The 19,934-nt window shown below is 72.8% G+C and carries 22 protein-coding genes; 16 read left to right on the top strand and 6 right to left on the bottom strand.

All coding sequences use genetic code 11. From position 1 onward, the window contains the following. Positions 1-91: 91 nt before the first annotated feature. Positions 92-1,519 carry an MFS transporter gene (locus ACIA6A_RS18770; RefSeq protein WP_396098941.1) on the top strand — a complete coding sequence of 476 codons (1,428 nt, stop codon included), beginning with the start codon at positions 92-94 and terminating at the stop codon, positions 1,517-1,519. 9 nt (positions 1,520-1,528) lie between these two features. Then, positions 1,529-2,041: a MarR family winged helix-turn-helix transcriptional regulator gene (locus tag ACIA6A_RS18765; RefSeq protein WP_396098940.1), complete on the top strand. Its 513-nt coding sequence runs from the start codon at positions 1,529-1,531 to the stop codon at positions 2,039-2,041. On the opposite strand, the gene ACIA6A_RS18760 is transcribed toward ACIA6A_RS18765, so the two are convergent. The 3 genes from ACIA6A_RS18760 to ACIA6A_RS18750 are packed head-to-tail and all read right to left on the bottom strand — an operon-like array spanning position 2,020 to position 5,206. Next, complete coding sequence (locus tag ACIA6A_RS18760; RefSeq protein WP_396098939.1) at positions 2,020-3,312, bottom strand: glycosyltransferase family 2 protein; 1,293 nt, start codon at positions 3,310-3,312, stop codon at positions 2,020-2,022. The genes ACIA6A_RS18765 and ACIA6A_RS18760 overlap by 22 nt on opposite strands. Beyond that, entirely contained in the window at positions 3,306-4,295 is a 990-nt protein-coding gene (locus tag ACIA6A_RS18755) for a hypothetical protein (protein ID WP_396098938.1), read from the bottom strand. The genes ACIA6A_RS18760 and ACIA6A_RS18755 overlap by 7 nt, the downstream gene beginning before the upstream one ends. After that, complete coding sequence (locus ACIA6A_RS18750) at positions 4,292-5,206, bottom strand: WcbI family polysaccharide biosynthesis putative acetyltransferase (protein ID WP_396098937.1); 915 nt, start codon at positions 5,204-5,206, stop codon at positions 4,292-4,294. The genes ACIA6A_RS18755 and ACIA6A_RS18750 overlap by 4 nt, the downstream gene beginning before the upstream one ends. Positions 5,207-5,381: 175 nt before the next feature. Between ACIA6A_RS18750 and ACIA6A_RS18745 the strand changes: the two genes are divergently transcribed. The 5 genes from ACIA6A_RS18745 to ACIA6A_RS18725 all read left to right on the top strand — a co-directional run bounded on the left by ACIA6A_RS18745 (position 5,382) and on the right by ACIA6A_RS18725 (position 10,836). Next, complete coding sequence (locus ACIA6A_RS18745; RefSeq protein ID WP_396098936.1) at positions 5,382-6,497, top strand: hypothetical protein; 1,116 nt, start codon at positions 5,382-5,384, stop codon at positions 6,495-6,497. After that, complete coding sequence (locus ACIA6A_RS18740) at positions 6,494-7,627, top strand: glycosyltransferase (RefSeq protein WP_396098935.1); 1,134 nt, start codon at positions 6,494-6,496, stop codon at positions 7,625-7,627. The genes ACIA6A_RS18745 and ACIA6A_RS18740 overlap by 4 nt, the downstream gene beginning before the upstream one ends. After that, the gene (locus ACIA6A_RS18735) at positions 7,618-8,610 is read left to right on the top strand and encodes a glycosyltransferase (RefSeq protein WP_396098934.1); all 993 of its coding nucleotides are present in this window, start codon (positions 7,618-7,620) and stop codon (positions 8,608-8,610) included. Before ACIA6A_RS18740 ends, ACIA6A_RS18735 begins: the two co-directional genes overlap by 10 nt. Further along, a complete protein-coding gene (locus tag ACIA6A_RS18730; protein WP_396098933.1) occupies positions 8,607-9,419 on the top strand; it encodes a glycosyltransferase family 2 protein in 813 nt (270 codons plus the stop codon). The genes ACIA6A_RS18735 and ACIA6A_RS18730 overlap by 4 nt, the downstream gene beginning before the upstream one ends. Before the next feature lie 67 nt (positions 9,420-9,486). Further along, positions 9,487-10,836, top strand: coding sequence for a serine hydrolase domain-containing protein (locus tag ACIA6A_RS18725; protein WP_396098932.1), 1,350 nt, complete (start codon positions 9,487-9,489; stop codon positions 10,834-10,836). Here the strand turns inward: ACIA6A_RS18725 and ACIA6A_RS18720 are convergent. Continuing rightward, positions 10,826-11,518: an alpha/beta hydrolase gene (locus ACIA6A_RS18720; RefSeq protein WP_396098931.1), complete on the bottom strand. Its 693-nt coding sequence runs from the start codon at positions 11,516-11,518 to the stop codon at positions 10,826-10,828. The genes ACIA6A_RS18725 and ACIA6A_RS18720 overlap by 11 nt on opposite strands. A 45-nt stretch (positions 11,519-11,563) precedes the next feature. Here ACIA6A_RS18720 and ACIA6A_RS18715 point away from each other — a divergent pair, with 45 nt between their 5' ends. The 6 genes from ACIA6A_RS18715 (at position 11,564) to ACIA6A_RS18690 (ending at position 16,125) form a co-directional block, all read left to right on the top strand. Beyond that, positions 11,564-12,118: a TetR/AcrR family transcriptional regulator gene (locus ACIA6A_RS18715; protein WP_396098930.1), complete on the top strand. Its 555-nt coding sequence runs from the start codon at positions 11,564-11,566 to the stop codon at positions 12,116-12,118. A gap of 64 nt (positions 12,119-12,182) precedes the next feature. Then, a complete protein-coding gene (locus ACIA6A_RS18710) occupies positions 12,183-12,314 on the top strand; it encodes a hypothetical protein (RefSeq protein WP_396098929.1) in 132 nt (43 codons plus the stop codon). 320 nt (positions 12,315-12,634) lie between these two features. After that, positions 12,635-13,696 (top strand): FecCD family ABC transporter permease, encoded by a 1,062-nt coding sequence (locus ACIA6A_RS18705; protein ID WP_396098928.1) that lies wholly within the window; start codon positions 12,635-12,637, stop codon positions 13,694-13,696. A gap of 10 nt (positions 13,697-13,706) precedes the next feature. Continuing rightward, entirely contained in the window at positions 13,707-14,678 is a 972-nt protein-coding gene (locus ACIA6A_RS18700) for an ABC transporter substrate-binding protein (protein WP_396098927.1), read from the top strand. Further along, a complete protein-coding gene (locus ACIA6A_RS18695) occupies positions 14,675-15,448 on the top strand; it encodes an ABC transporter ATP-binding protein (protein ID WP_396098926.1) in 774 nt (257 codons plus the stop codon). Before ACIA6A_RS18700 ends, ACIA6A_RS18695 begins: the two co-directional genes overlap by 4 nt. Then, positions 15,445-16,125 (top strand): class I SAM-dependent methyltransferase, encoded by a 681-nt coding sequence (locus ACIA6A_RS18690; protein ID WP_396098925.1) that lies wholly within the window; start codon positions 15,445-15,447, stop codon positions 16,123-16,125. Before ACIA6A_RS18695 ends, ACIA6A_RS18690 begins: the two co-directional genes overlap by 4 nt. 235 nt (positions 16,126-16,360) lie before the next feature. Here the strand turns inward: ACIA6A_RS18690 and ACIA6A_RS18685 are convergent, their stop codons facing one another. Together ACIA6A_RS18685 and ACIA6A_RS18680 are read right to left on the bottom strand one after the other, a co-directional pair. Continuing rightward, the gene (locus tag ACIA6A_RS18685; RefSeq protein ID WP_396098924.1) at positions 16,361-16,630 is read right to left on the bottom strand and encodes a superoxide dismutase; all 270 of its coding nucleotides are present in this window, start codon (positions 16,628-16,630) and stop codon (positions 16,361-16,363) included. Further along, positions 16,620-17,246, bottom strand: coding sequence for a superoxide dismutase (locus tag ACIA6A_RS18680; RefSeq protein ID WP_396098923.1), 627 nt, complete (start codon positions 17,244-17,246; stop codon positions 16,620-16,622). The genes ACIA6A_RS18685 and ACIA6A_RS18680 overlap by 11 nt, the downstream gene beginning before the upstream one ends. Before the next feature lie 156 nt (positions 17,247-17,402). Between ACIA6A_RS18680 and ACIA6A_RS18675 the strand changes: the two genes are divergently transcribed. The 3 genes from ACIA6A_RS18675 (at position 17,403) to ACIA6A_RS18665 (ending at position 19,911) form a co-directional block, all read left to right on the top strand. Next, positions 17,403-17,834, top strand: coding sequence for a Fur family transcriptional regulator (locus ACIA6A_RS18675; RefSeq protein WP_396098922.1), 432 nt, complete (start codon positions 17,403-17,405; stop codon positions 17,832-17,834). 81 nt (positions 17,835-17,915) lie between these two features. Beyond that, the gene (locus tag ACIA6A_RS18670; RefSeq protein ID WP_396098921.1) at positions 17,916-18,707 is read left to right on the top strand and encodes a hypothetical protein; all 792 of its coding nucleotides are present in this window, start codon (positions 17,916-17,918) and stop codon (positions 18,705-18,707) included. Between the two features lie 250 nt (positions 18,708-18,957). Continuing rightward, complete coding sequence (locus ACIA6A_RS18665; protein ID WP_396098920.1) at positions 18,958-19,911, top strand: ferritin-like domain-containing protein; 954 nt, start codon at positions 18,958-18,960, stop codon at positions 19,909-19,911. Positions 19,912-19,934 lie beyond the last annotated feature (23 nt).

Genomic DNA, 19,934 nt, shown 5'->3' with positions numbered 1-19,934 from the left:
CGGCTGCCTGTCCCTGCCGGTACCAGTCAGGTGGTGCCTGGCCTGACCGGTGGCCTGGCTGCCCCGGCGGGACCGGCCCAGAGTGCTCCCCATGACCCGTACCGACCCTGTGACCGGCCGTGACCGGCTCGTCCTCGCCGTCCTGCTGACCGCGAGCTTCACGCTCGCGGTCGACTTCTCGATCCTCACCGTGGCGTTGCCGGGCATCGGCGCCGACCTCGGCCTCTCGCTGTCCGGCCTGCAGTGGGTCGCCACCTCGTTCGCGCTGTGCGCGGCCGGTTTCACGCTGCTGTCCGGCCGGGTCGCCGACATCGCCGGGCGGCGCCGGATCTTCCTGGCCGGCATCGCGCTGCTGGGCGCCTCCTCGCTCGCCGGTGGCCTGGCCACCCACCCGGCCGTGCTGCTGACCGCCCGCGCCGCCCAGGGCCTGGCCACCGCCATGGTCACCCCGGCCGCGGTGGCGCTGCTGACCACCGCGTTCCCGGAAGGCCCGCGCCGCGAGCGGGCCCTCGGCCTCAACGGCTCGCTGATGGCGGCCGGGTTCACCACCGGCGCCGTCCTCGGCGGTGTGCTCACCGATCTGCTCAGCTGGCGCTGGGCGTTCTTCGTCAACGTCGCCGTCGCCGTGGTGGTGCTGATCGTCGCGCCGGTCGTGCTGTCCGAGAGCCGCCCCGCCGGCCGGCCGCGGCTCGATCTGCCCGGCGCGGTCACCGTCACCGCCGGGCTGCTCGCCGTCGTCCTCGGTCTCGCCGGCGCGGGCGAGCACGGCTGGGGCAGCCCGCGTGCGTGGGGTGCCCTGCTCGCCGGCCTCCTGCTGCTGCTCGCCTTCCGGGCCATCGAGCGCCGGGTCGCGGAGCCGCTGGTCCCGGCCGGGATCCTGGGCCGGCGCACGGTCGCCTGGGGCAACGCCGCGGGCGTCCTCGCTTTCGCCACCGAGACCTCGCTGGTCTTTCTGCTGACGCTCTATCTGCAGGAGGTGCTCGGGTTCGCACCGCTGGCCGCGGGCCTGTCGTTCGCGGTCCTGGGCCTGGGCACGGTGCTCGGCGGGATCCTCGGACCCCGGGTGATCGCCCGGGTCGCCCACCCGCCCCGGGCCATCGCGCTGGGGATGACCGGGCAGGGCGCGGCCACCCTCATGCTGGTCCTGCTCGGTGACACTCGGGGCTGGCTGCCGCTGCTGCTGGCCGCCACGTTCCTCGGCGGCGTCGCCAACCTGGTCGCCATCGTCGGGTTCATGGTCACGGCCACCTCCGGGCTGCCCGACCGGGAACAGGGCCTGGCCGCCGGACTGGCCACGCTGAGCCAACAGGCCGGCATCACCCTCGGTATCCCGCTCATGTCCGCGGTCGTCGGCGCGGTCCTGGCCGGCCACCGGGTCCAGGACGCGACCGCGGTCCTCGCCGCCGTGCGCACCGCGATCGGCGTGAACGCCGCGTTGTGCGCCCTCACCGCCGTGGTCGTCGTCGCCCTGCTCCGGCCCCGGATGACCGACCCCGGTGTTTCGAATTCGAACCGGTAGCATGGCGGGATGGCCGCTCTCGAACCCGCCCAGCTGAACGCCTACTTCGCGCTCATGGAAGCGGTCAGCCTGCTGCAGCACCGCGTCGAGCAGCAGCTGCGCGCCGAGGGTGACCTCAGCTGGGTCCAGTTCCAGCTGCTGGCCCGGCTGGCCGACGCCGACGGCGAGCTGAGCATGACCGACCTCGCCGACGGTGTCGTCTACAGCCGCAGCGGCCTGACCTACCAGGCCGCGCTGCTCGACAAGGCCGGCCTGGTCCGGCGCGGTCCCAGCCCCGACGACGAGCGCAGCACCCTGGTGACCATCACCGACCAGGGACGTGAGCTGCTCGCCCGGGTGCTTCCCGGGCACATCGAGGTCGCCCGGGACATGCTGTTCGCCCCGCTGTCCGGCGACGACCTGCCCCAGCTCGGCGACATCATGACCCGGGTACGCGACCACATGCGCGCGCAGCCGCCCCGGTCAGCGGCTCCGCGCAGACGCCGGTCCCGCGACGGCGGTCAGGACCAGCCCCCAAGGTAGCCGGCGAGGCCGGGATCGGCGCCGAGCGGGGTGAGCCCGTCGACGGCGTGCACCCGGGTTTCGAACAGTTCCGTTCCCCACCTCTGCCGCCGGGCGCGGGCACGGGCGGAGTCGATCCGGAGCACGGGCGCCTCAGGCGGTCCGAGCAGCACCGTCCCGAGACCACCGGCGCCGACCGTGGAGACCGCCTCGCGGAGCAGGTCCGCTACCCGGTCGACGCGGACCGCGTCCGGCACCTCGACGACGACCCGGGCGAGCGGGCCGGTGTCGGCCTTCGTCACCCGCTGATCCGCGGCGAACAGACCGATGAGGTCGCCGGGCACGGACACCACCGCCGCGGGCAGCGCGGCGAGCAGTGAATCGACGCAGACGAATGCCGCGGCCGGCGACGGTGCCGCGCCGAGCCGGATGACGACGTCCGGATGCGCGCTGCGCAGCCCGTGGCCCCGGGACCCGGCGACCGGGACGACGTCGGCGAGCAGCAGCGTCTCGGCGTCCTTGCGCGCCCGGCGGGCCGGGTCGTCGGCGTCCCGGCCGGCCCAGTCGGGTCCGTCGTGCCAGGCCACCGCGTCCGCGGCGTGCGCGAGGACGGCGCCGTGCAGCCAGGCGCGGTGCGCCCACTCCCAGTCCTCGCCGCCGTACGCACGGAAGCTCTCGTCGAAGCCGCCGACCTGCTCGAAGAACCAGCGGGAGCAGGCGAGCGCGGCGCTGATCACGTACCGGTAGGACCGGTCGTCGGCGTCGAGCAGGTCGCGGGTGTACCGGTAGCCGTCGCGCAGCCATTGCGGTTCGGGCAGCTCGGCCGCCGGGCCGGCGCGTTCCACCGGGGCGTCGGCCGGTAGCCCGGCGAGTGCGGCGTGCCTCCGGCGGCCCACGACGACCGCCTCGGGTGCCAGGGCCGGCAGCCGTGCCATCCGGGCAAGGTATCCGGGCTCCGGGACCGTGTCGGCGTCGAGGAAGCAGAGCACGTCCCCGGTCGCGACCGACGCGCCGAGGTTGCGCGCCGCCGCCGCGCGGAATCCCTCGTCGGCCTGGCGCAGGAGGCGGACCCCGGCCGGCACCCGTGGCGGTTGCGGTGAGCCGTCGTCCACGACGATCACCTCGGTCCGGTCCGCGGGATGCGTCTGGCGGCGCAGCGCGGCGAGCGTACGGTCCAACTCCGCCTGTTGCCGGTAGTGCACGACGACGACCGACACGGCGGGCGGCCGGTCGGGCTCGACGCCGTCGAGCAGGTCCCATCGGTTGCCGGGCAGGCAACGGCCTTTCACCATGCGATGTCCTTCGTCCACCAGCGCAGGTAGGCGGCGGCGGTGTCGTCGAGATGCGGGCGGGTGACCGCGTCCGCCGGGAGCCAGGTCGATCCCGGGTCGGCGAGCGCGCCGGCGATCGCCTCCCCGAGCAGGCCGGGCGCGACAGGGCGCACCGTCGCGGGTCGCAGCAGCGCCATCTCCCGGGTGTAGCGCCCGTCGGCGACGAGCGGGCGGCGGCCCGCGGCGATCCAGGTCGCGAGCGAACCGGAGGCGGAGAAGTGCCGGTGCGCGACGACCGGCACGGTGACCTGCCGGCAGCGGGCGATGAGGTCCCGCTCGGGCACGAAACCGGTCACGTCGACGGGCACCCCCCGCGCCGCGGCCTGTTCGGTGAACGTCCGCAGGTCGTTCTCGTGGCCGGCGGACGGGCCACCGAGGACGGTCACGCGTGGCCGGGAGGCGAGCGCGGCGACCGCGTCCACGACGTCCGCGTGGCCCTTGCCGGGATAGAAGAATCCGAGCAGGGCGACGTCGGGCGGGCCGGGTCGCGGCCGCGGCCCGGGTGGTGCGGGCGTGACGGGCAACGGTACGACGCCGAGCGCCCGGGGCACGATGCCGGCCTCGGCGAGGTGGGCCGCCTCGTGCCGGCTGTTGACCACGACACCACGGGCGGCCCGCACGACGCGGGCATAGCAGTCGGTCCGGCGCGGCAGGTTGCGCGGGCCGTCGGAGGGCTGCGGGACGTCGTGCAGCGTGACGGTGAGCGCGGTCCGCGCGGCGATCCGTTCCACGAGCGTGGCCGCCTCCGCCGGGGAGCCGGCCCAGAGCCGGTCGGTGAAATGCAGGTGAGCGCGATCCGGCGGGTGGTCGCCGAGGAGTGCCTGTGCGGTCACCCGCAGCGGGGCGCCGATCGACGCCTCCACGGCCTCGGCCAGGTCCCGGGCGGCGACGGTGACCCCGTGGCGCTCGTCGGCGGTGACGACGAGCGCGGGCAGCCCGTTCATCCGAGGCCGAGCAGGCGCAGGGCGTCCGCGTGCCGCACGAGGCCGGCCCGCACCACGTCGGCGTGCGCCGCGTACCAGGACAGGTGGGCCTCGCGGACGGCTCCGGTCTCGACCACCCGGCCGCCGACGATCCAGTGCGGGCGTTCCGGCTCGTCTAGTCCCCACGCCTCGGCGACCGCCGCCTCACGGGGCGCGTGGATGGCGTCCAGCAACGGGCGGCCCGGATCGACCGGGTGCCCGGGCACGCCGGCCGCGGCCCGGACACGGGCGGCGAGCGCCGTGAAGATCGTGTTGCCGGGATGGTTCAGGGTGCGCATCTGCGCGAACGACGGTGCCGCGAACAGGTCGGAGACGACCACGGTGCGGTGCGCCGCTTCGCGCATCCGCAGCTGGTCGAGGGAGTGCGCGGCGATCGCGCGTACGGTCGCCGGGTCGAGCCGTGGGCGGCGGGGGAGTCCCGCGGCCTCGGCGAGGAGGCGGAGGTCGTGGTACTCGACGACCGGTGGGACCAGACCCGGGTCGGCGGGCGGCCGGATGATGGCGTGTGCCGGGTACAGGCCCGCGAACCGGATCACCGGCACCCGTACGGTCCGGGCGCCGGGGCCGAGCCGGGCTGCGAGCTGTGCCGTGCCGAGCGGGAGCCCGCGGTAGTTGTCCCGGATCGGCTGGGTGACCAGCAGCGCCGTCCGGGCCAGCCAGCGGTCGAGGTGCGGCAGGTCGGTGGCGGTGAGCTCGTGGACAGCGGGTGACCGGACCGTCCGTAACCCCGCGCCGTCGAGCATGATGCGCAGCGACTCCGCCTGGCAGTTCCCGGTGACCAGCGTGACCGGGCCGTCGCCGGCCGGCTCGTCCAGACCGTAGAACGCACCGTAGTGCCGGGTCCGGGGGCTGGGCGGCGCAGACATAGACATGATCGCCGAGGATTCCCGCCCGCACCCGGTATACACCTCCAGGGTCGAGGCGATTCTGTCGGCAACGTCTCGGATTGGATCGGGGCCCAGGGGGGAATGATGCTGTCCAGCAAGCATCCCGAGTTCGCGTCGGTCGCCTGCACCACCTTTGACCGACCCCTCGAGGAGGCCACCGATGCGGCTCGCCGTACCCACCGTCACAGTGGCGTCGATTCCGGCCGGTCACCCGTATGTGCGGCACGTGACTCGGGGTGACGGGATCGACCTGCTGCCCGATCCGCCGCCGCCCGGCGCCATCGACGGGCGCTGGTGGCCACCGGTCATGCTCGACGCCGCGTGGGTGGCCGCGAACCACGACCGCTTCGACGTCATGCACGTGCACTTCGGGACGGAGTCGTACCCGGCCGAGCACCTGCGCTCGCTCGTACGCGCGTTGCGCGCGACCGGCCGCCCGCTCGTCCACACGCTGCACGATCTCGAGAACCCCCAGCTGATCGACCAGGCGCCGCACCTCGAGCACCTCGACATCCTGGTCCCGGCCGCCGCTGGGATCATCACGCTGACCGCCGGTGCCGCCGCCGCGATCGAGCGGCGCTGGGGCCGGGTGGCGCAGGTCGTACCGCATCCGCACGTGCTCGATCTCGACGCCGACCGGCCGGCCGGGAACCGTACGGACGAGGTCGTGCTCGGCGTGCACCTGCGCGACATCCGTCCCGGCATCGACGCCGTCCGCGCCGTCGCGACCCTGCTCGACGCCGTGGACCGGCTGACCGCGCGGGGCCTCGCCGCGGTCGCCCGGGTGCAGGTCAACGAGCGGGTCCGGGACGAGAACGCCCGTGCCGAGGTTGCCGCGCTCGTCGCCGCGCATCCCGCCGCCGAGCTGCGCCGGACCGAACGGCTCGACGACGCCGCCCTCGCCCGGTCCATCGCCGACCTGGACATCGCCGTCCTGCCGTACCGCAGCGGTACGCACTCCGGTTGGGTCGAGCTCTGCTGGGACCTCGGTGTCCCGGTGGCCGGCCCGCGCGTCGGCCACGCGGGCGAGCAGCATCCGGCGGACTTCGCCGCGTTCGACGCGGGCGACGGTGAGTCGCTGGCCCGGGCCGTGCGCCGACTGGTCGCCGGGGCACCGCGGCCGGGCTCGGCCGGGCGGCTGGCCCGTCTCGCCGACCGGCGCCGGCAGCGGGTGGCCGGGGCTGACGCGATCACCGCCGCCCACACCGCGCTCTATGACCGCGTCCTGGCCGACCACGGTGGGGTCGTTGCCGGTTCCGCTGGGCGAGCCGCGTGAGCGCCGGGTCCGTGCGTCCCCGCACGATCGCCGTCATCGCGCCGCTGCGGCACCCCATCCGGGAGCCGCACGCCGGCGGGCTCGAGGCCATGGTGTGGGACCGCGTCCGGATGCTCCGTGCCCGCGGGCACCGGGTGCTGCTCTGCGCGGTGGAAGGCTCGCAGTTCCAGGAGGACGCCCCGGCCGCGTTCCGGCTGCCGGCCGCCGTCTGGCCCGACGAGGTGGACGCCACCGACTCCACGTATCCGCCGGGCCACCTCGACCGGGCCATCCCGGCCCTCGAGGAGGCGCTCGACTTCATCCGGCGCCACGCGGACACCATCGACCTGGTCGACAACCACAGCCTGCACCCGCAGCCGCTGACCTGGGCCGACCGCCTCGGGGTGCCGGTCGTGACCACGCTGCACACGCCGCCGCTCCCGGCCCTCGTCGAGGCCGCCCGCACGGCTATCCACCCCGGCCGGTTCCTCGCCGTCAGCGCCTACACCGCCGCCGAGTGGTGGGCGCACGGCGTGGACGCGCTCGTCGTGCCGAACGCGATCGACGTCAACCGCTGGCGCCTCGGTCCCGGCGGCCGTGGCCTCGTCTGGTTCGGGCGGATCGTGCCGGAGAAGGGCGCGCATCTGGCGGTGCAGGCCGCCCGGCTCACCGGCCGGCAGCTGCGCATCGCCGGCCGGGTCGGCGACGCCCCGTACTTCCGGCAACACATCCGGCCGTTCCTCGGCGACGGCATCGAGTATCTCGGGCCGCTGCGGCAGCCGGCTCTCGCCCAGCTCGTCGGCGGCAGCGCCTGCGCGCTCGTCACCCCGCTCTGGGCGGAGCCGTTCGGTCTCGTCGTCGCGGAGGCGCAGGCCACGGGCACCCCGGTCGCCGCGTTCGACATCGGCGGCATCGGCGAGGTCGCGGGCACCGCGCCCGCGGTCCGGCTGGTGCCGGCGGGCGACGTCGAGGCGCTGGCGGAGGCGGCCGAGCAGCTCGCGAGCGCCCGGGGCGGCGACGGCCGGCACCGCCGGCAGACCCGTGCGGCGGCCATCACCCGTTTCTCCCTGGACCACCGGGCCGCCGAGCTCGAAACCGTGTTCGACCGCTCCGCCGCGGTCGCCCGGCCGGGAGCTGACGCATGGGTCTGACCGGCTGGTACATCCACCATCACGGCGCGGGCCATCTGACCCGGTTCCGCGCGGTGCGGCCGCACCTCCCCGGCGAGGTGGTGGTCTTCAGCTCGCTGCCCGAACCGGACGTGCTCCCGCCGGGGACCCGCTGGACGCACCTCGACCCGGACAACGACCGGCCGCCGGGTGCCCCCGACCCGGCCGGCAGCGACCCGACCGCCGGTGGCCTGCTGCACTGGGCCCCGCTCGGGCACGCCGGGCACGCGCGCCGGCTCGCCGTCATCGCCGGCGCGGTCGCAGCCGGGCCCGTCGACCGTTTCGTCATCGACGTCTCGGTCGAGGTGGCGCTGTTCGTGCGGCTCCTCGGCGTCGCGACGGTCGTCGTCACCCAGCCCGGCGACCGCGGCGACGAACCGCACCGGCTCGCGTACGCGTCGGCGTCGCGGGTGCTGGCGCCCTGGCCGGTGGGAGCGCACGCCCGCGCCGCGGAGCATCGGTTCGTCGAGGTCGGCGGCATCTCGCGTTTCGACAGCCGGACCCGGGACACCGAACCGGATCCCGGCACGGTGCTCGTGCTCGGCGGTGGCGCCGCCGAGGACGATCTCGCCGATCGCGTCGCCCGCGCGTCCGCCGCGACCCCGGGCACCCACTGGCAGCTCGCGGGCGGCTCGGCGGCGACCTGGCTCGAGGACCCGTGGCAGGCGCTGCAACGGGCCGAGGTGGTCGTCGCGGCCGCCGGGCAGAACAGCATCGCGGATCTCGCCGCGGCCGGTGCCCGGGCGGTCGTCGTGCCCCAGCCGCGTCCCTTCGGCGAACAGGTCGCGACCGGCCGCGTTCTCGCCGCCCGCGGCCTCGCGGCCGTCGAACCGGCCTGGCCCGCCGACGCCGCCTGGCCCGGGGTGCTCGAACGGGCCCGGTCCCTGCGTCCCGACTGGACCCGTTGGCAGGTCACCGGCGCCGCGCGCCGGGCCGCCGACGCGATCGCGGAGGTCGGACCGTGAGCGCTACGACCGCGGTCGTCACCATCTGCTCCGCGTCGCGGCTCGACCACGTGCGCCGTCAGCAGCGGTTTCTGGCCCGGGAACGGGTACGCCGCGTCGTGGTCTGGCTGGACGCCGGCCCGCCGCCGTCCGTGCCGGAGTTCGCCGGCGCCGAGCTGGTGCACGTCCCGCCGGGGGAGCGGGGCATGAGACTCGCCGCCGGACGTGACCGGGGTGTCGAGCGGGCGCTGGCCGGGGGAGCCGGCTTCCTCGTCCTGCTCGACGCCGACTGCCTCCCCGGCCCCGGGCTGCTCGCTCGGTACCGTGCCGCGGCGGAGGCGCACCCGGGCGCCCTGCTGTGCGGCCCGGTCACCTACCTGCCGGAGGGGACGGTCCCACCGGGCCCGGCCGAGCTCCCCGCCCTGACCGACCCGCACCCGGCGCGGCCGAGTCCGCCCGACGGCGAGAACGTGCCGGGCGAGCACCGGTTGTTCTGGTCGCTCTCGTTCGCGGTGACGGCGGCGACCTGGCACGCGGTCGGCGGCTTCGACGAGAGCTACGAGGGGTACGGCGGCGAGGACACCGACTTCGCGTTCACCGCCCGGGCCGTGGGCGTCCCGCTCGTCTGGGTCGGCGGCGCGCACGCCTACCACCAGTACCACCCCACCTCGACCCCGCCGTGGCAGCACCTCGACGACATCCTGCGCAACGGCCGGCTCTTCGCCGACCGCTGGGGATCCTGGCCGATGCGGGGCTGGCTCGACGCGTTCGCGGCGGCCGGGGCCGTCGAGCACACCCCGCAGGGCTGGACCCGGTCAGCCGGCCGGTGAGTGCGGCCGGTGGTCCGACCGGTCGGCAGGTGCCCCGCGGGCGGCGTCGTCGTGGCATCATGCTGCCGTGTCGATATCTCGCCGCACCGCCCTGCTGACCGGTTTGTCCGCCGTAGCCGCCACCGCCGGCTGCCGATCGCCCGAGCCGGCCGCCCCCAGCTGGCAGCAGGCCGCCGCGACCGGGGACGCGGTGGCCCCGATCGCTCCGGCCGGCGCCGCGCCGACCGCCCCGGCGGCGACCACGGCCGCACCCCGCGCGGTGCCGGCCGATGTCGCTCAGGCCCTGGCGCCGCCGTACGTGGCCCGGGTCAGGACCGTGCTGACGAAATACCTGAAACCCACCACGGACAACCCGAAACATCCCGGGTACGCCGGGGCGGTCGCGCTCGTGCTCGTCGACGGGAAGACCACGCTGCACACCGCCGTCGGGCACGCGCTGCGCTACAAGGCCGGCCCGGTCGAGCTCCCCGCCGCGAAGCGGGTCGCGATGCGCACCGACTCGATCTTCGACCTGGCCTCCATCACCAAGGTCTACACCGCGCTGCTGGTGCTGCAGCTCGCCGACCAGGGCAAGATCGACCTCGACGCCCCGCTGGCCGGTTACCTGCCCGAGTTCACCGGCACCGGCAAGGGCGCGATCACCATCGCCCAGCTCCTGGCGCACACCTCGGCCCTGCCGGTCGGGGCCAAGGTCACCGGGCTGGCGAACAACACCGCCCGGTGGAAAGCGGTCATGACCACCCCGCTGGTCTCCGGCGGCGTGCCCGGCACCACGTTCCGGTACTCCAGTGTCGGGCTGATGGTGCTGGGCCGGCTCGTCGAGAAGCTCACCGGCAAGACCCTGGACAAAGCCGTCCGGGACGCCATCACCACCCCGCTCGGTCTCAAGGACACCGGCTTCAAGCCGCTGACCTGGGTCGGCGACAAGCAGCGCCTGGTCGCCACCGACGCGCGGTCCTCCCGGGGCCTGCTGCGCGGCACCGTGCACGACGACGTCGCCAACAACCTCGGCGGCGTCGCCGGGCACGCGGGCATCTTCGCCACCGCCAAGGACGTCGCGGTCATCGGGCAGCTCATGCTCGACGGGGGCACCTACAACGGCAAGCGCCTGCTGTCCGCCGCGATCCTGAAGAAGGCGCTGACGAACGTCAACAAGGGCAAGAAGGCCATCGACCTCGAGCGCCCGAACCGTACGGCCGACCACGGTCTCGGCGTCGAGATGAACCAGTCGTGGTTCATGGGCAAGCTGGCCTCCCCGACGAGCTTCGGGCACACCGGTTTCGCGGGCACCAGCCTGCTCGTCGTACCCGCGAAGAAGATGGTCGTGGTCCTGCTCACCAACCGGGCCCACCCGAACTGGAGCTGGTCCAACCCGGACACCCATCGCGTCGCCGTGCACAACGCCGTCAACGGCTGACGATGTCCGCGACCGTCCGCGGCCGGGACAGGAACGGGTGGTGGCCGGCCGCCACCTCGACGACCGTGTCCGCGCGGCGGGCGAACTCCCGTTGGGCCGCGGCCGGCGTGCCCCGGTCCTCGGTGCACACGAGATAGGTCGTGGGCAGGCCGGGCCAGGCCACCTCGCGGACGGGCTGCTGGGTCACGGCGAGCGTCTGCCGGACCAGGCGGGTCGCCGCGTCGCGGACGATCTCCGGTGCGCAGTCCTGGGCGAACGTCTCGGCGAACAGCTCGGGCCGGGCGCCGAAGGTGCCCGCGCCGGGGTCGAAGTCCAGGAACGGCGGGGGAGTGTCGGCGCCGAACGTCGACAGCGACTCACCGGGCTCGGGCAGATAGCTCGACACGAACACCATGTGACGCACCGTGGCCACGCCCACCGCCGCCGCGGAGGCGACGATGCCGCCGTAGCTGTGCCCGACGAGCACGGTCGGCTCGTCGCCCTCCAGTAGCACCGCACGCACCGAGGCGATGTCTTCTTCCAGGCCGGGGCCCTGCGGACCGGCCGGCACCCCGGTTTCGCCGCAGCTCGGCAACGCCGGGGCGACGCTGGTGACACCGCTGTCCCGCAGCGCCTCGGCGGTCGGGTGCCACCACCATGATCCGTCTCGCACGCACGCTCCGTGCACAAAAATAATACGCATGCCCCCACGGTAGACGTACCACCAGTTACGTGAAAATGTGTGGTCATGGGACGGCACAAGCAGCCCGCGATCCGCGGCCGGATCCTCGCCGCGTGCGTCGACCATGCGCTCGCGCACGGGCTGCCCGACCGGCTCGAGCCGTTCGCGGCGGCGGCCGGCGTGTCCACCCGGATGCTGATCTACCATTTCGGCACCCGCGACGCGCTGCTGCGCGAGACGCTGGGGCAGGCGCGGCAGCGGCAACGCGACCTCTTCGGTGACCTCGTGACCCCACGCCCCGGCGAGGAGTACCCGGTCACCCTGCGCAATGCCTGGCGGGTCATGACCGGGCCGGCCGGCCGGCCGTACCTCAGCATGTTCTCGAAATTGCGGGAGAGCGCCGACCAGCGGTTGTGGCCGGGTTTCCGTCGCGAGGCCACCACCGACTGGCTGCGGCCGTTCGAGGACGGCATGCGCAGCCTCGGCCGTCCCGAGCTGGGCACGCTGGTGCTCGCGGTGGTCCGCGGGCTCATCATGGACCTCGACGCCACCGGCGACACGGCCCGCGTCGACCGGGCCTTCGACGACTTCCTGGCCACCCTGGAGGTGTCCCCGCGCTGAACCCGCGCCCGGCGATGAACTCGACGGCTTCCGATGCGCTGGCCAGACGGCCGCCACGCGGGTGGTGGAGCACGAACGCGCCCGGACCTGTCCCGACGGCCTGTTCGCCGCGTGCAAGCTGCTGGGCCTGCCCTACCCGGAGGTGATGGGTGGCAGCCAGCCGTACGAGGTGTATGTGCAGCTCCGCAACGGATGAATGGCGGCGGCGCGCCGGATGCCCTGCCGAGGCCGGGTGAAGGGCACGGTGGCGCCCTTGAGGGCCGGGGCGAAAATCGGTTCGACTTCTCCGGTGCGGGACCGCGTGCCGGTGGCGACGGTGTCCCGTTGAGGAAGTAGTCGCTGAACCGGGTGGATGCTCTGACGACGCCGGGGTCGGTGTACTCCCGGTCAACGGTGCCGTCGGGTCCGGAACGGCCCGATGGTGATCATGGCCATGTCGGTGAGCTGATCCGAGCTGCTAGCTTTTGCACATCATTGGCAACAGCCTTGATGAGGCATGTAGAAGGGCGTCGGGGTGTGACCGATCTGCTCGGAGTCGGAGCGCGTCAGCGCCGAACCGTCGCCTGGCTCTTGGGGCTGACGGCCGGACTGATGCTGACCGGTGTCGTCGCCGTGGGATCGGGTGCGGTCGGGATCGCCCCGCTGACCGTGGCCCAGGTCATCGGCCACCATGTGGCCGGGTGGCCGGGTGAGGTGAGCTGGAGCCCGCCGCAGGACGCGATCGTCTGGCAGGTGCGCCTGCCGCGGGTGCTGCTCGGCATGCTCGTCGGCGCGGGCCTGGCGGTGTCCGGGGTGGCGTTGCAGGCGATGGTCCGCAACGTGCTCGCCGACCCGTATCTGCTGGGCGTCAATTCCGGTGCCTCCAGCGGTGCGGCGGCGGCGATCCTGTTCGGCGTGGGCGCCGGGTTCGGTCAGTACGCGCTGCCGTTCAGTGCGTTCCTCGGTGCTCTCGCGGCGTCGCTGCTGGTGTTCCTGATCGCCCGTACCGGCGGGCGGGTGACCTCGATCCGCCTGCTGTTGTCCGGTGTCGCGGTCGGCTACGCGCTGTATGCGACAACGAGTTTCCTGATCTTTGCGTCCGGGTCCGCCGAGGGCGCCCGGTCGGTGATGTTCTGGCTGCTCGGCTCGCTGGGCCTGGCCCGCTGGGACGGTCCCCTGGCCGTGGTCGCGCTGGTCGTCGTGCTGACGATCGGTGTGCTGACCGTGCAGGGCCGGCGCCTCGACGCCCTCGCGATCGGCGACGAGACCGCCCACACCCTGGGTGTCTCGCCCGACCGGTTCCGGACCGGGATGCTGGTCGTGGTCGCGCTCTGTGTCGGTGTGCTGGTCTCCGCGTCGGGCAGCATCGGATTCGTCGGCCTGGTCGTCCCGCATCTGGCCCGGCGCATCGTCGGTGCCACCCACGTGCGGGTGGTGCCGGTGGCCGCGTTGCTCGGCGCGATCCTGCTGGTCTGGGCCGATGTCATCGCCCGGGTGCTGCTGGCCCCGCAGGAGATCCCGATCGGCATCATCACCTCCCTGCTCGGCGCACCCTTCCTCATCGTGCTGATCCGTCGTTTCCACTCCTCCGCCGCGTAAAGGACATGTCATGCGGACACCTCATTTCGCCGCCGCCTCCGTGCTGATCCTGCTGAGCGCCGGATGCGGTGCCGACACCACCGCGGACACCGCGGCGGCCACCGGCGATTACCCCGTCACCGTCTCCAACTGCGGCGTGGATGTCACATTCACAGCCGAGCCCAAGCGGGTCGTCATGCTCAAGAGCGCCGCAGTGCCGTTCCTGCACGACCTCGGGGTGATGGACCGGGTGACCGCCCGCGCCGGCGCGTACCCCGACGCGTACTACGACGCGGCGACCATCGCCGAGCTCAAGGCGGTCCCGCTGCTGACGGACAAGACCGATACCAGCGGCCACCTGCAGATCTCCAAGGAGATCGTGATCAGTCAGCAGCCCGACCTCGTCCTCGGGGAGGTCGACAACCTGTCGCGCGACACGTTGTCCGCGGTGGACATCCCGCTGTTGGAGGAACCGGCACTGTGCGAGCAGGGCGTGCCTGATCCGTCGTTCGACGACATCTACGAGCAGATGCAGTCCTACGGCAAGGTGTTCGACCGGGGCGCCGAGGCCACAGCGGCGGTCGCGACGCTCAAGGAGCGGATGGCCGGCATCAAGGCGGTGGCGCCGGGGCGGACCGCGGCGGTGCTGTACCCGACGGTCGGTGGTGGCGTGACGTACGCGTACGGGAAGAAGAGCATGGCTCACCCGCAGCTGGCCACCGCCGGTTTCACAGATGTGTTCGGTGACGTCGACGAGCGGGTCTTCGAGGTCACCATGGAGGAACTGCTCGGCCGCAATCCCGATGTGCTGATCCTGCTGCACAGCGACGGTGACCCGAGGGCGGTCGAGCAGGCGATCACCACGCTGCCGGGTGCGAAGGACCTGACCGCTGTCAAGAACGGCGACGTCATGGCTCAGCTGTTCAACTTCACCGAACCGCCGAGCCCGCTGTCCATCGACGGTCTCGAGAACATCGTGCAGCGGTTCGGGACCGGGGCATGATCGAAGCCGAGGCGGTGTCGTGGACCTACGGCACGAACCCGGTCATCGAGGCCGTCAGTGTCACGGCCCGGCCCGGGCGGCTGCTCGGATTGATCGGCCCGAACGGCAGCGGCAAGACGACCCTGCTGAGGTTGCTCTACGGCGCGCTCCGTAGCCGTACCGGCCGGGTCACCGTCGACGGTGACGAACTGCCGTCGCTCGCGGCCCGCGAGGCGGCGCGCAGGCTGGCGGTGGTGGTGCAGGAGAGCGGTGGCGAGACGGCGCTGACGGTGGGGGAGATGGTGCTGCTCGGCCGTGGCCCGCATCTGTCGACGTTCCAGCGCTCCGGCGCCGCCGACCACGCGATCGCGGCGCGGTGCCTGGCCCGGGTCGGCGCGTCCCATCTGGGTGCCCGCGCGTTCGCCGGACTGTCGGGCGGTGAACGCCAACGGGTCCTGATCGCCCGCGCCCTCGCGCAGGAGGCGACCCATCTGCTGCTCGACGAGCCGACCAACCATCTCGACATCCGCTACCAGCACGAGATCCTGCGCCTGGTCCGTGACCTCGGCACCTGCTCCATCGTGGTGCTGCACGACCTGAACCTGGCCGCCCGCTACTGCGACGACCTGGTGCTGCTCGGTGCCGGTGGTGGTGTCGTGGCGGCGGGCACCGTCGACGAGGTCCTCGACCCGGCGATCCTCGAACCCGTCTACGGCATCGGGATCCAGCGTCTCGAGCTGCAAGGGTCGATCCATCTTCTCTTCCATCCGCGTGAAAGGCAGGACGCATGAGTGACGTGCAGGGACGTATCAACGGTTACTGGACGGGCCGCGCGCCTGCCTACGACGACTATCAGCGGCGCCCCGAACGCTTCTCCGCCGACCAGGCCGCCTGGGCGAAGGTCTGGGAACAGGCACTTCCCGCCGCGCCCGCGGATGTGCTCGACGTCGGGACCGGCAGTGGCCAGGTCGCCGTCATGCTCGCGGGTCTCGGTCACCGCGTCACCGGCATCGACCTCGCCGAGGGCATGCTGGACCGGGCCCGCGCCCACGCCGCGGCCATGGACAACCCGCCCACTATTCTGCGCGGTGACGCGGTGGAACCAGGCTTCCCGGCAGCCGGTTTCGACGCGATCACCAGCCGGTACCTGCTGTGGACCCTGCGCGAGCCCCAGGCCGCGCTCGCGAACTGGACCCGCCTGCTGCGGCCCGGTGGCATGATTGCCGCCGTCGACAGCACCTGGTTCCCCCGGGGCGTGGACATCTACGACGACGAGGTCCGCGCAGCACTGCCCCTGGCCGCCGCAACGTCGATCCAGCAGAGTGTCGCCCTGTTCGAACAGGCCGGTCTCACCGACGTCACGCTCACGCCGCTGACCACGATCCTCGAGCTCGACCAGCGCTACGGTGTGGCCGAGAACCACGAGGTCCAGCTGCAGTATCTGGTGACGGGACACGTCGCGGTGTGAACCAGGACCAGGCCCGTGAGTGGATCCGCCGCTGGGACCGCCAGCAGGAGCGTTACATCGCCGACCGCGGGCCCGCGCCGAGCGGGCCGGGGTGACCGGCAACGAGGATTGGCAGTCCTGTGGGACGCGGGGGAGGTGTCCCGGCGCGATGGATCATCGCTGCGCCGGGACACCGTGCCCTGGTATGGCGTCGACGACCGCCGTCATGACGTAGTTGCCCTGCCTTGCGACAAGCTCAGACGGGTGGGCCGTCTGTCGCCACGGCGGCGATGTGCAAGCTCAGCTGCTGCACCAGGTCGTCCATGCTCTCGCCGGTCTGAGCGCGCAGAATGGTCAGCGCCAGCTCGGCGAGCAACTGAAACCCGCGGGTACGGCTGGCTTCATCGGGAAACGAGGCGAGCAGCGCCTGCGCGCCGTCGAGATCGCCACGGTGTTTGGCAGCGATGGCCCCGGCGGCGCGCTGTGCGTCCTGGAACGCGTTCAGAGCGTGCGGGTCAGGGGGCAATGATGATCGGGTTGCCGGCCGCGCGGGCGGCGTCGAAGCGCTTGATCACGTCGGCCCAGTTGACCAGGTCCCAGAGCCGGTCGACGTAGTCCGGGCGTACGTTCTTGTACTGCAGGTAGTAGGCGTGCTCCCAGGCGTCGAACGCGAGGATCGGGGTGGAGCCCTGTCCGATGTTGCCGTGGTGGTCGTAGACCTGCTCGACGATCAGGCGCTGCGACAGTGGCTCCCAGGCCAGAATGCCCCAGCCGGACCCCTGCACGCCCTTGGTGGCGGTGGACAGCTGTCCCGCGAACGCCTCGAACGATCCGAAGTGCTCGTCGATGGCGGCGGCCAGCTCGCCGTCGGGGCGGTCGCCGCCGTCCGGGGACAGGTTGTTCCAGAAGATCGAGTGCAGGACGTGCCCGGAGAGGTTGAACGCCAGGGTCTTCTCCAGTCCGACCAGGGTGGAGAAGTCGCCCTTGTCGCGGGCCTCGGCGAGCTGGTCGAGGGTGTCGTTGCTGCCCTTGACGTACGCGGCGTGGTGCTTGCTGTGGTGCAGTTCGAGGATCTGGCCGCTCATCGCGGGCTCGAGTGCGCCGTAGTCGTAGGGCATGTCGGGGAGCGTGTAGAGCGCCATCGCTGCCTTCAATCTGCATAGACTTGGCTATTGCCTACATCTTGCAATACGCCGGATGGCCCTGCCGGGTTAGGTTCACCTATCTCGAACGCCCTTGCCGCTTTCGCCTGGACGTAGTTCGGGCCACCGCGCTCCCGCCGGTAGTAGGGTTGCCGGGTGCTCGACACCGATGACCGCGTCCGCGTGGACGCCATCCGCGACCAGATCCGCGCCGGCGGCCGTCGCTGGACCATCGCCAAGGGCGCCATCGTCGAAGCGCTGCTCGCCGGCCCGGGGCACCTGTCGCCGCAGCGGATCCACGAGATCATCGCCCGGCAGTACCCGCAGATCGACCCGTCCACGGTCTACCGGGCCCTGCTCACCCTGGCCGACGAAGGCGTGGTCCACACCCTCGGCCAGCCCGGCGAGGCGCGCTACGGCCTCGCCGACGAGCCGCACCACCACGCCATCTGCGGCGGCTGCGGCCTGCAGTCGGAGATCCCGGCGACCGCGGTCGCCCGGCTGCTGACCGCGGCGGGAGCGGTCACCGGGTTCCAGTTCGACCGCGACAGCGTGACCCTGACCGGCCGCTGCGTCGATTGCGCCTGACCAAACCGGGCTGGGCAGCGCGAGGGTGAGCTTGTTGCCAAGTTATGGCAACAGTAGTCCGGTCGCACTATGGTTCCCGGTATGCGGGCGACGCACGGCCATCTGTGGCAACTGGCGGACGGCACCGGTCTGCACGCGCGGCCCGGCGAGCTGACCGTCGAGGACGCCACCGGCCGGCTGTGCTGCCACCTGTGCGGGCGCTGGTTCACATCGCTGGGCTCGCATGTGCGAGTGCACGGCCATACCGCTCAGACCTACCGAGCCGCCATGGGACTGTGCGTCCGGGAACCGCTCACCGCCGCAACGCTGTCCACGGCGATCCGGCAGCGCCAAGCCGGCCGTTACCACCGGGACGAGCAACTGCGCGAGACGTTCGCGCAGGGGTCCGCTCTCCTGCGCGAAGCTCACGCCGGGGCGCCGCCCCGCGACGATGACGAGCCGCCGCAGCGCGTCGCCCGGCGCCGGGCAGCGTTGCAGGCCGGCCGCGACACCGTCGCCGCGCGCCGCGCGCACAAGCTGCGGGACCGCCTGGCTCGCCTAGGTCACGAGACCCTCGACGACTATCTGCGCTGTGCGTACCCCTCCGGTGCCTCCCTGGAATCCCTGGCCGCAGCCACCGGTCTGGGGCGGGCGCGCCTTCGTGCCGCTCTCGACGAGGCCGGCATCGCCGTGCGCCTGACCGGTGTCAACACCGTGGCGGGCCGGCGCTCGCGTGCCGTGACCGCCGAGCGTATCGCCGCCGCCCGGCTCGGCACCGATGACCTGCACGGCTGGCTGTGCGCGCGGCGCAACGCAGGATGGTCCCTCGTGCGGCTCGCCGAGGCCGTCGGTCACAGCACGCACTGGGTCCGCTGGCGGCTCGACGCCGGCTGAAACTGCCTCCGGCTGGCAATAGCACGCAATTTTCAGATTCGGCCCAGGGTGGGCCCGCAGCGTGGTTATGTTTGGCTGGCCGACCCGCCGCACGCCGCCCACCCGGCACTACCGGCTGTCCCGGTACGTCCTCGGTGGCCCGACGACCTCGTCGAGCGGCAGATCCGCTGACCCGCACCGCGTCGCAGTCCGCCCGCCGAACGGGTCCACCGCGGACGCTCGCAATCTTCTACCCGTCAGGGAGTTCACCGTGTTCGGAAAGACCTTCGTCAAGGAACTGATCGGCCGCAGCGCCGAGAACAGCTCCGACCGCCGCCGTTTCCTGCAGAGCGCCGGCGCGCTCGGGCTCGGGGTGGTCGGCGGCAGTGTGCTCGCCTCCCCGGCTGTCGCCGCGCCGGAACAGGAAGCCGCCGCGGCGGAACAGGAAGCCGCCGCGGCGGCCGCCCCGAGCGACGGGGCGGTGCTCAACTTCGCGCTGAACCTGGAATACCTCGAGGCGGAGTTCTACCTGCACGCCGTGAACGGGGAGGGCCTGGCGGACAGCTTCACCACCGGAAAAGGCACCCGGGGCGGGGTAACCGGCGGCCGGGCGGTGAAGTTCGATACCCCGGCGATCAAGCAGTACGCCCAGGAGATCGCCAACGACGAGCGCGCACACGTCAACTTCCTGCGTGGCGCGCTGGGCAAGGCAGCGGTGTCGCGTCCCACGATCGACCTCCGCGACAGTTTCACCGCCGCCGCCCGCGCGGCCGGGCTCATCGGTGCGACCGAGACGTTCGACCCGTACGCCAACGAGAACAACTTCCTGCTGGCGGCGTACCTGTTCGAGGATGTCGGGGTCACCGCGTATAAGGGCGCCGCGCCGTTGATCAGCAACAAGACGTACCTGGAGGCTGCGGCCGGCATTCTCGCCGTCGAGGCATATCACGCGGCGACGATCCGTACCTCATTGTTCGAGAAAGACCTGGCACCGGCCGTGGAGAAGCTGTCCGCCGCGCGCGACTCGCTCGACGGCAAGACGGAACTCGACCAGGGCATCCTCGTCAACGGACGGGCCAACATCAACCCGACCAACAAGAGCGGGATCGCTTACAGCCGTACGCCCGGCCAGGTGCTCAACATCGTGTACCTGAACCCCGGCAAGGTCAGCAAGGGCGGTTTCTACCCCAAGGGCCTCAACGGCGACGTCCGGGTCAGCGGCTGACGGCGTACCGGCAGCGCCTGCCC

Source organism: Actinoplanes sp. NPDC051494, assembly GCF_044454705.1.
GTDB lineage: Bacteria > Actinomycetota > Actinomycetes > Mycobacteriales > Micromonosporaceae > Actinoplanes.
This window is presented reverse-complemented; position numbering and strand designations above follow the sequence as displayed.

Excerpts from the sequence above, each read along its gene's own strand:
- ACIA6A_RS18770 (WP_396098941.1), top strand. The coding sequence starts at position 92 with ATGACCCGTACCGACCCTGTGACCGGCCGTGACCGGCTCGTCCTCGCC.
- ACIA6A_RS18765 (WP_396098940.1), top strand. The coding sequence starts at position 1,529 with ATGGCCGCTCTCGAACCCGCCCAGCTGAACGCCTACTTCGCGCTCATG.
- ACIA6A_RS18760 (WP_396098939.1), bottom strand. The coding sequence starts at position 3,312 with ATGGTGAAAGGCCGTTGCCTGCCCGGCAACCGATGGGACCTGCTCGAC.
- ACIA6A_RS18755 (WP_396098938.1), bottom strand. The coding sequence starts at position 4,295 with ATGAACGGGCTGCCCGCGCTCGTCGTCACCGCCGACGAGCGCCACGGG.
- ACIA6A_RS18750 (WP_396098937.1), bottom strand. The coding sequence starts at position 5,206 with ATGTCTATGTCTGCGCCGCCCAGCCCCCGGACCCGGCACTACGGTGCG.
- ACIA6A_RS18745 (WP_396098936.1), top strand. The coding sequence starts at position 5,382 with ATGCGGCTCGCCGTACCCACCGTCACAGTGGCGTCGATTCCGGCCGGT.
- ACIA6A_RS18735 (WP_396098934.1), top strand. The coding sequence starts at position 7,618 with ATGGGTCTGACCGGCTGGTACATCCACCATCACGGCGCGGGCCATCTG.
- ACIA6A_RS18720 (WP_396098931.1), bottom strand. The coding sequence starts at position 11,518 with ATGCGTATTATTTTTGTGCACGGAGCGTGCGTGCGAGACGGATCATGG.
- ACIA6A_RS18715 (WP_396098930.1), top strand. The coding sequence starts at position 11,564 with ATGGGACGGCACAAGCAGCCCGCGATCCGCGGCCGGATCCTCGCCGCG.
- ACIA6A_RS18700 (WP_396098927.1), top strand. The coding sequence starts at position 13,707 with ATGCGGACACCTCATTTCGCCGCCGCCTCCGTGCTGATCCTGCTGAGC.
- ACIA6A_RS18695 (WP_396098926.1), top strand. The coding sequence starts at position 14,675 with ATGATCGAAGCCGAGGCGGTGTCGTGGACCTACGGCACGAACCCGGTC.
- ACIA6A_RS18690 (WP_396098925.1), top strand. The coding sequence starts at position 15,445 with ATGAGTGACGTGCAGGGACGTATCAACGGTTACTGGACGGGCCGCGCG.
- ACIA6A_RS18680 (WP_396098923.1), bottom strand. The coding sequence starts at position 17,246 with ATGGCGCTCTACACGCTCCCCGACATGCCCTACGACTACGGCGCACTC.
- ACIA6A_RS18670 (WP_396098921.1), top strand. The coding sequence starts at position 17,916 with ATGCGGGCGACGCACGGCCATCTGTGGCAACTGGCGGACGGCACCGGT.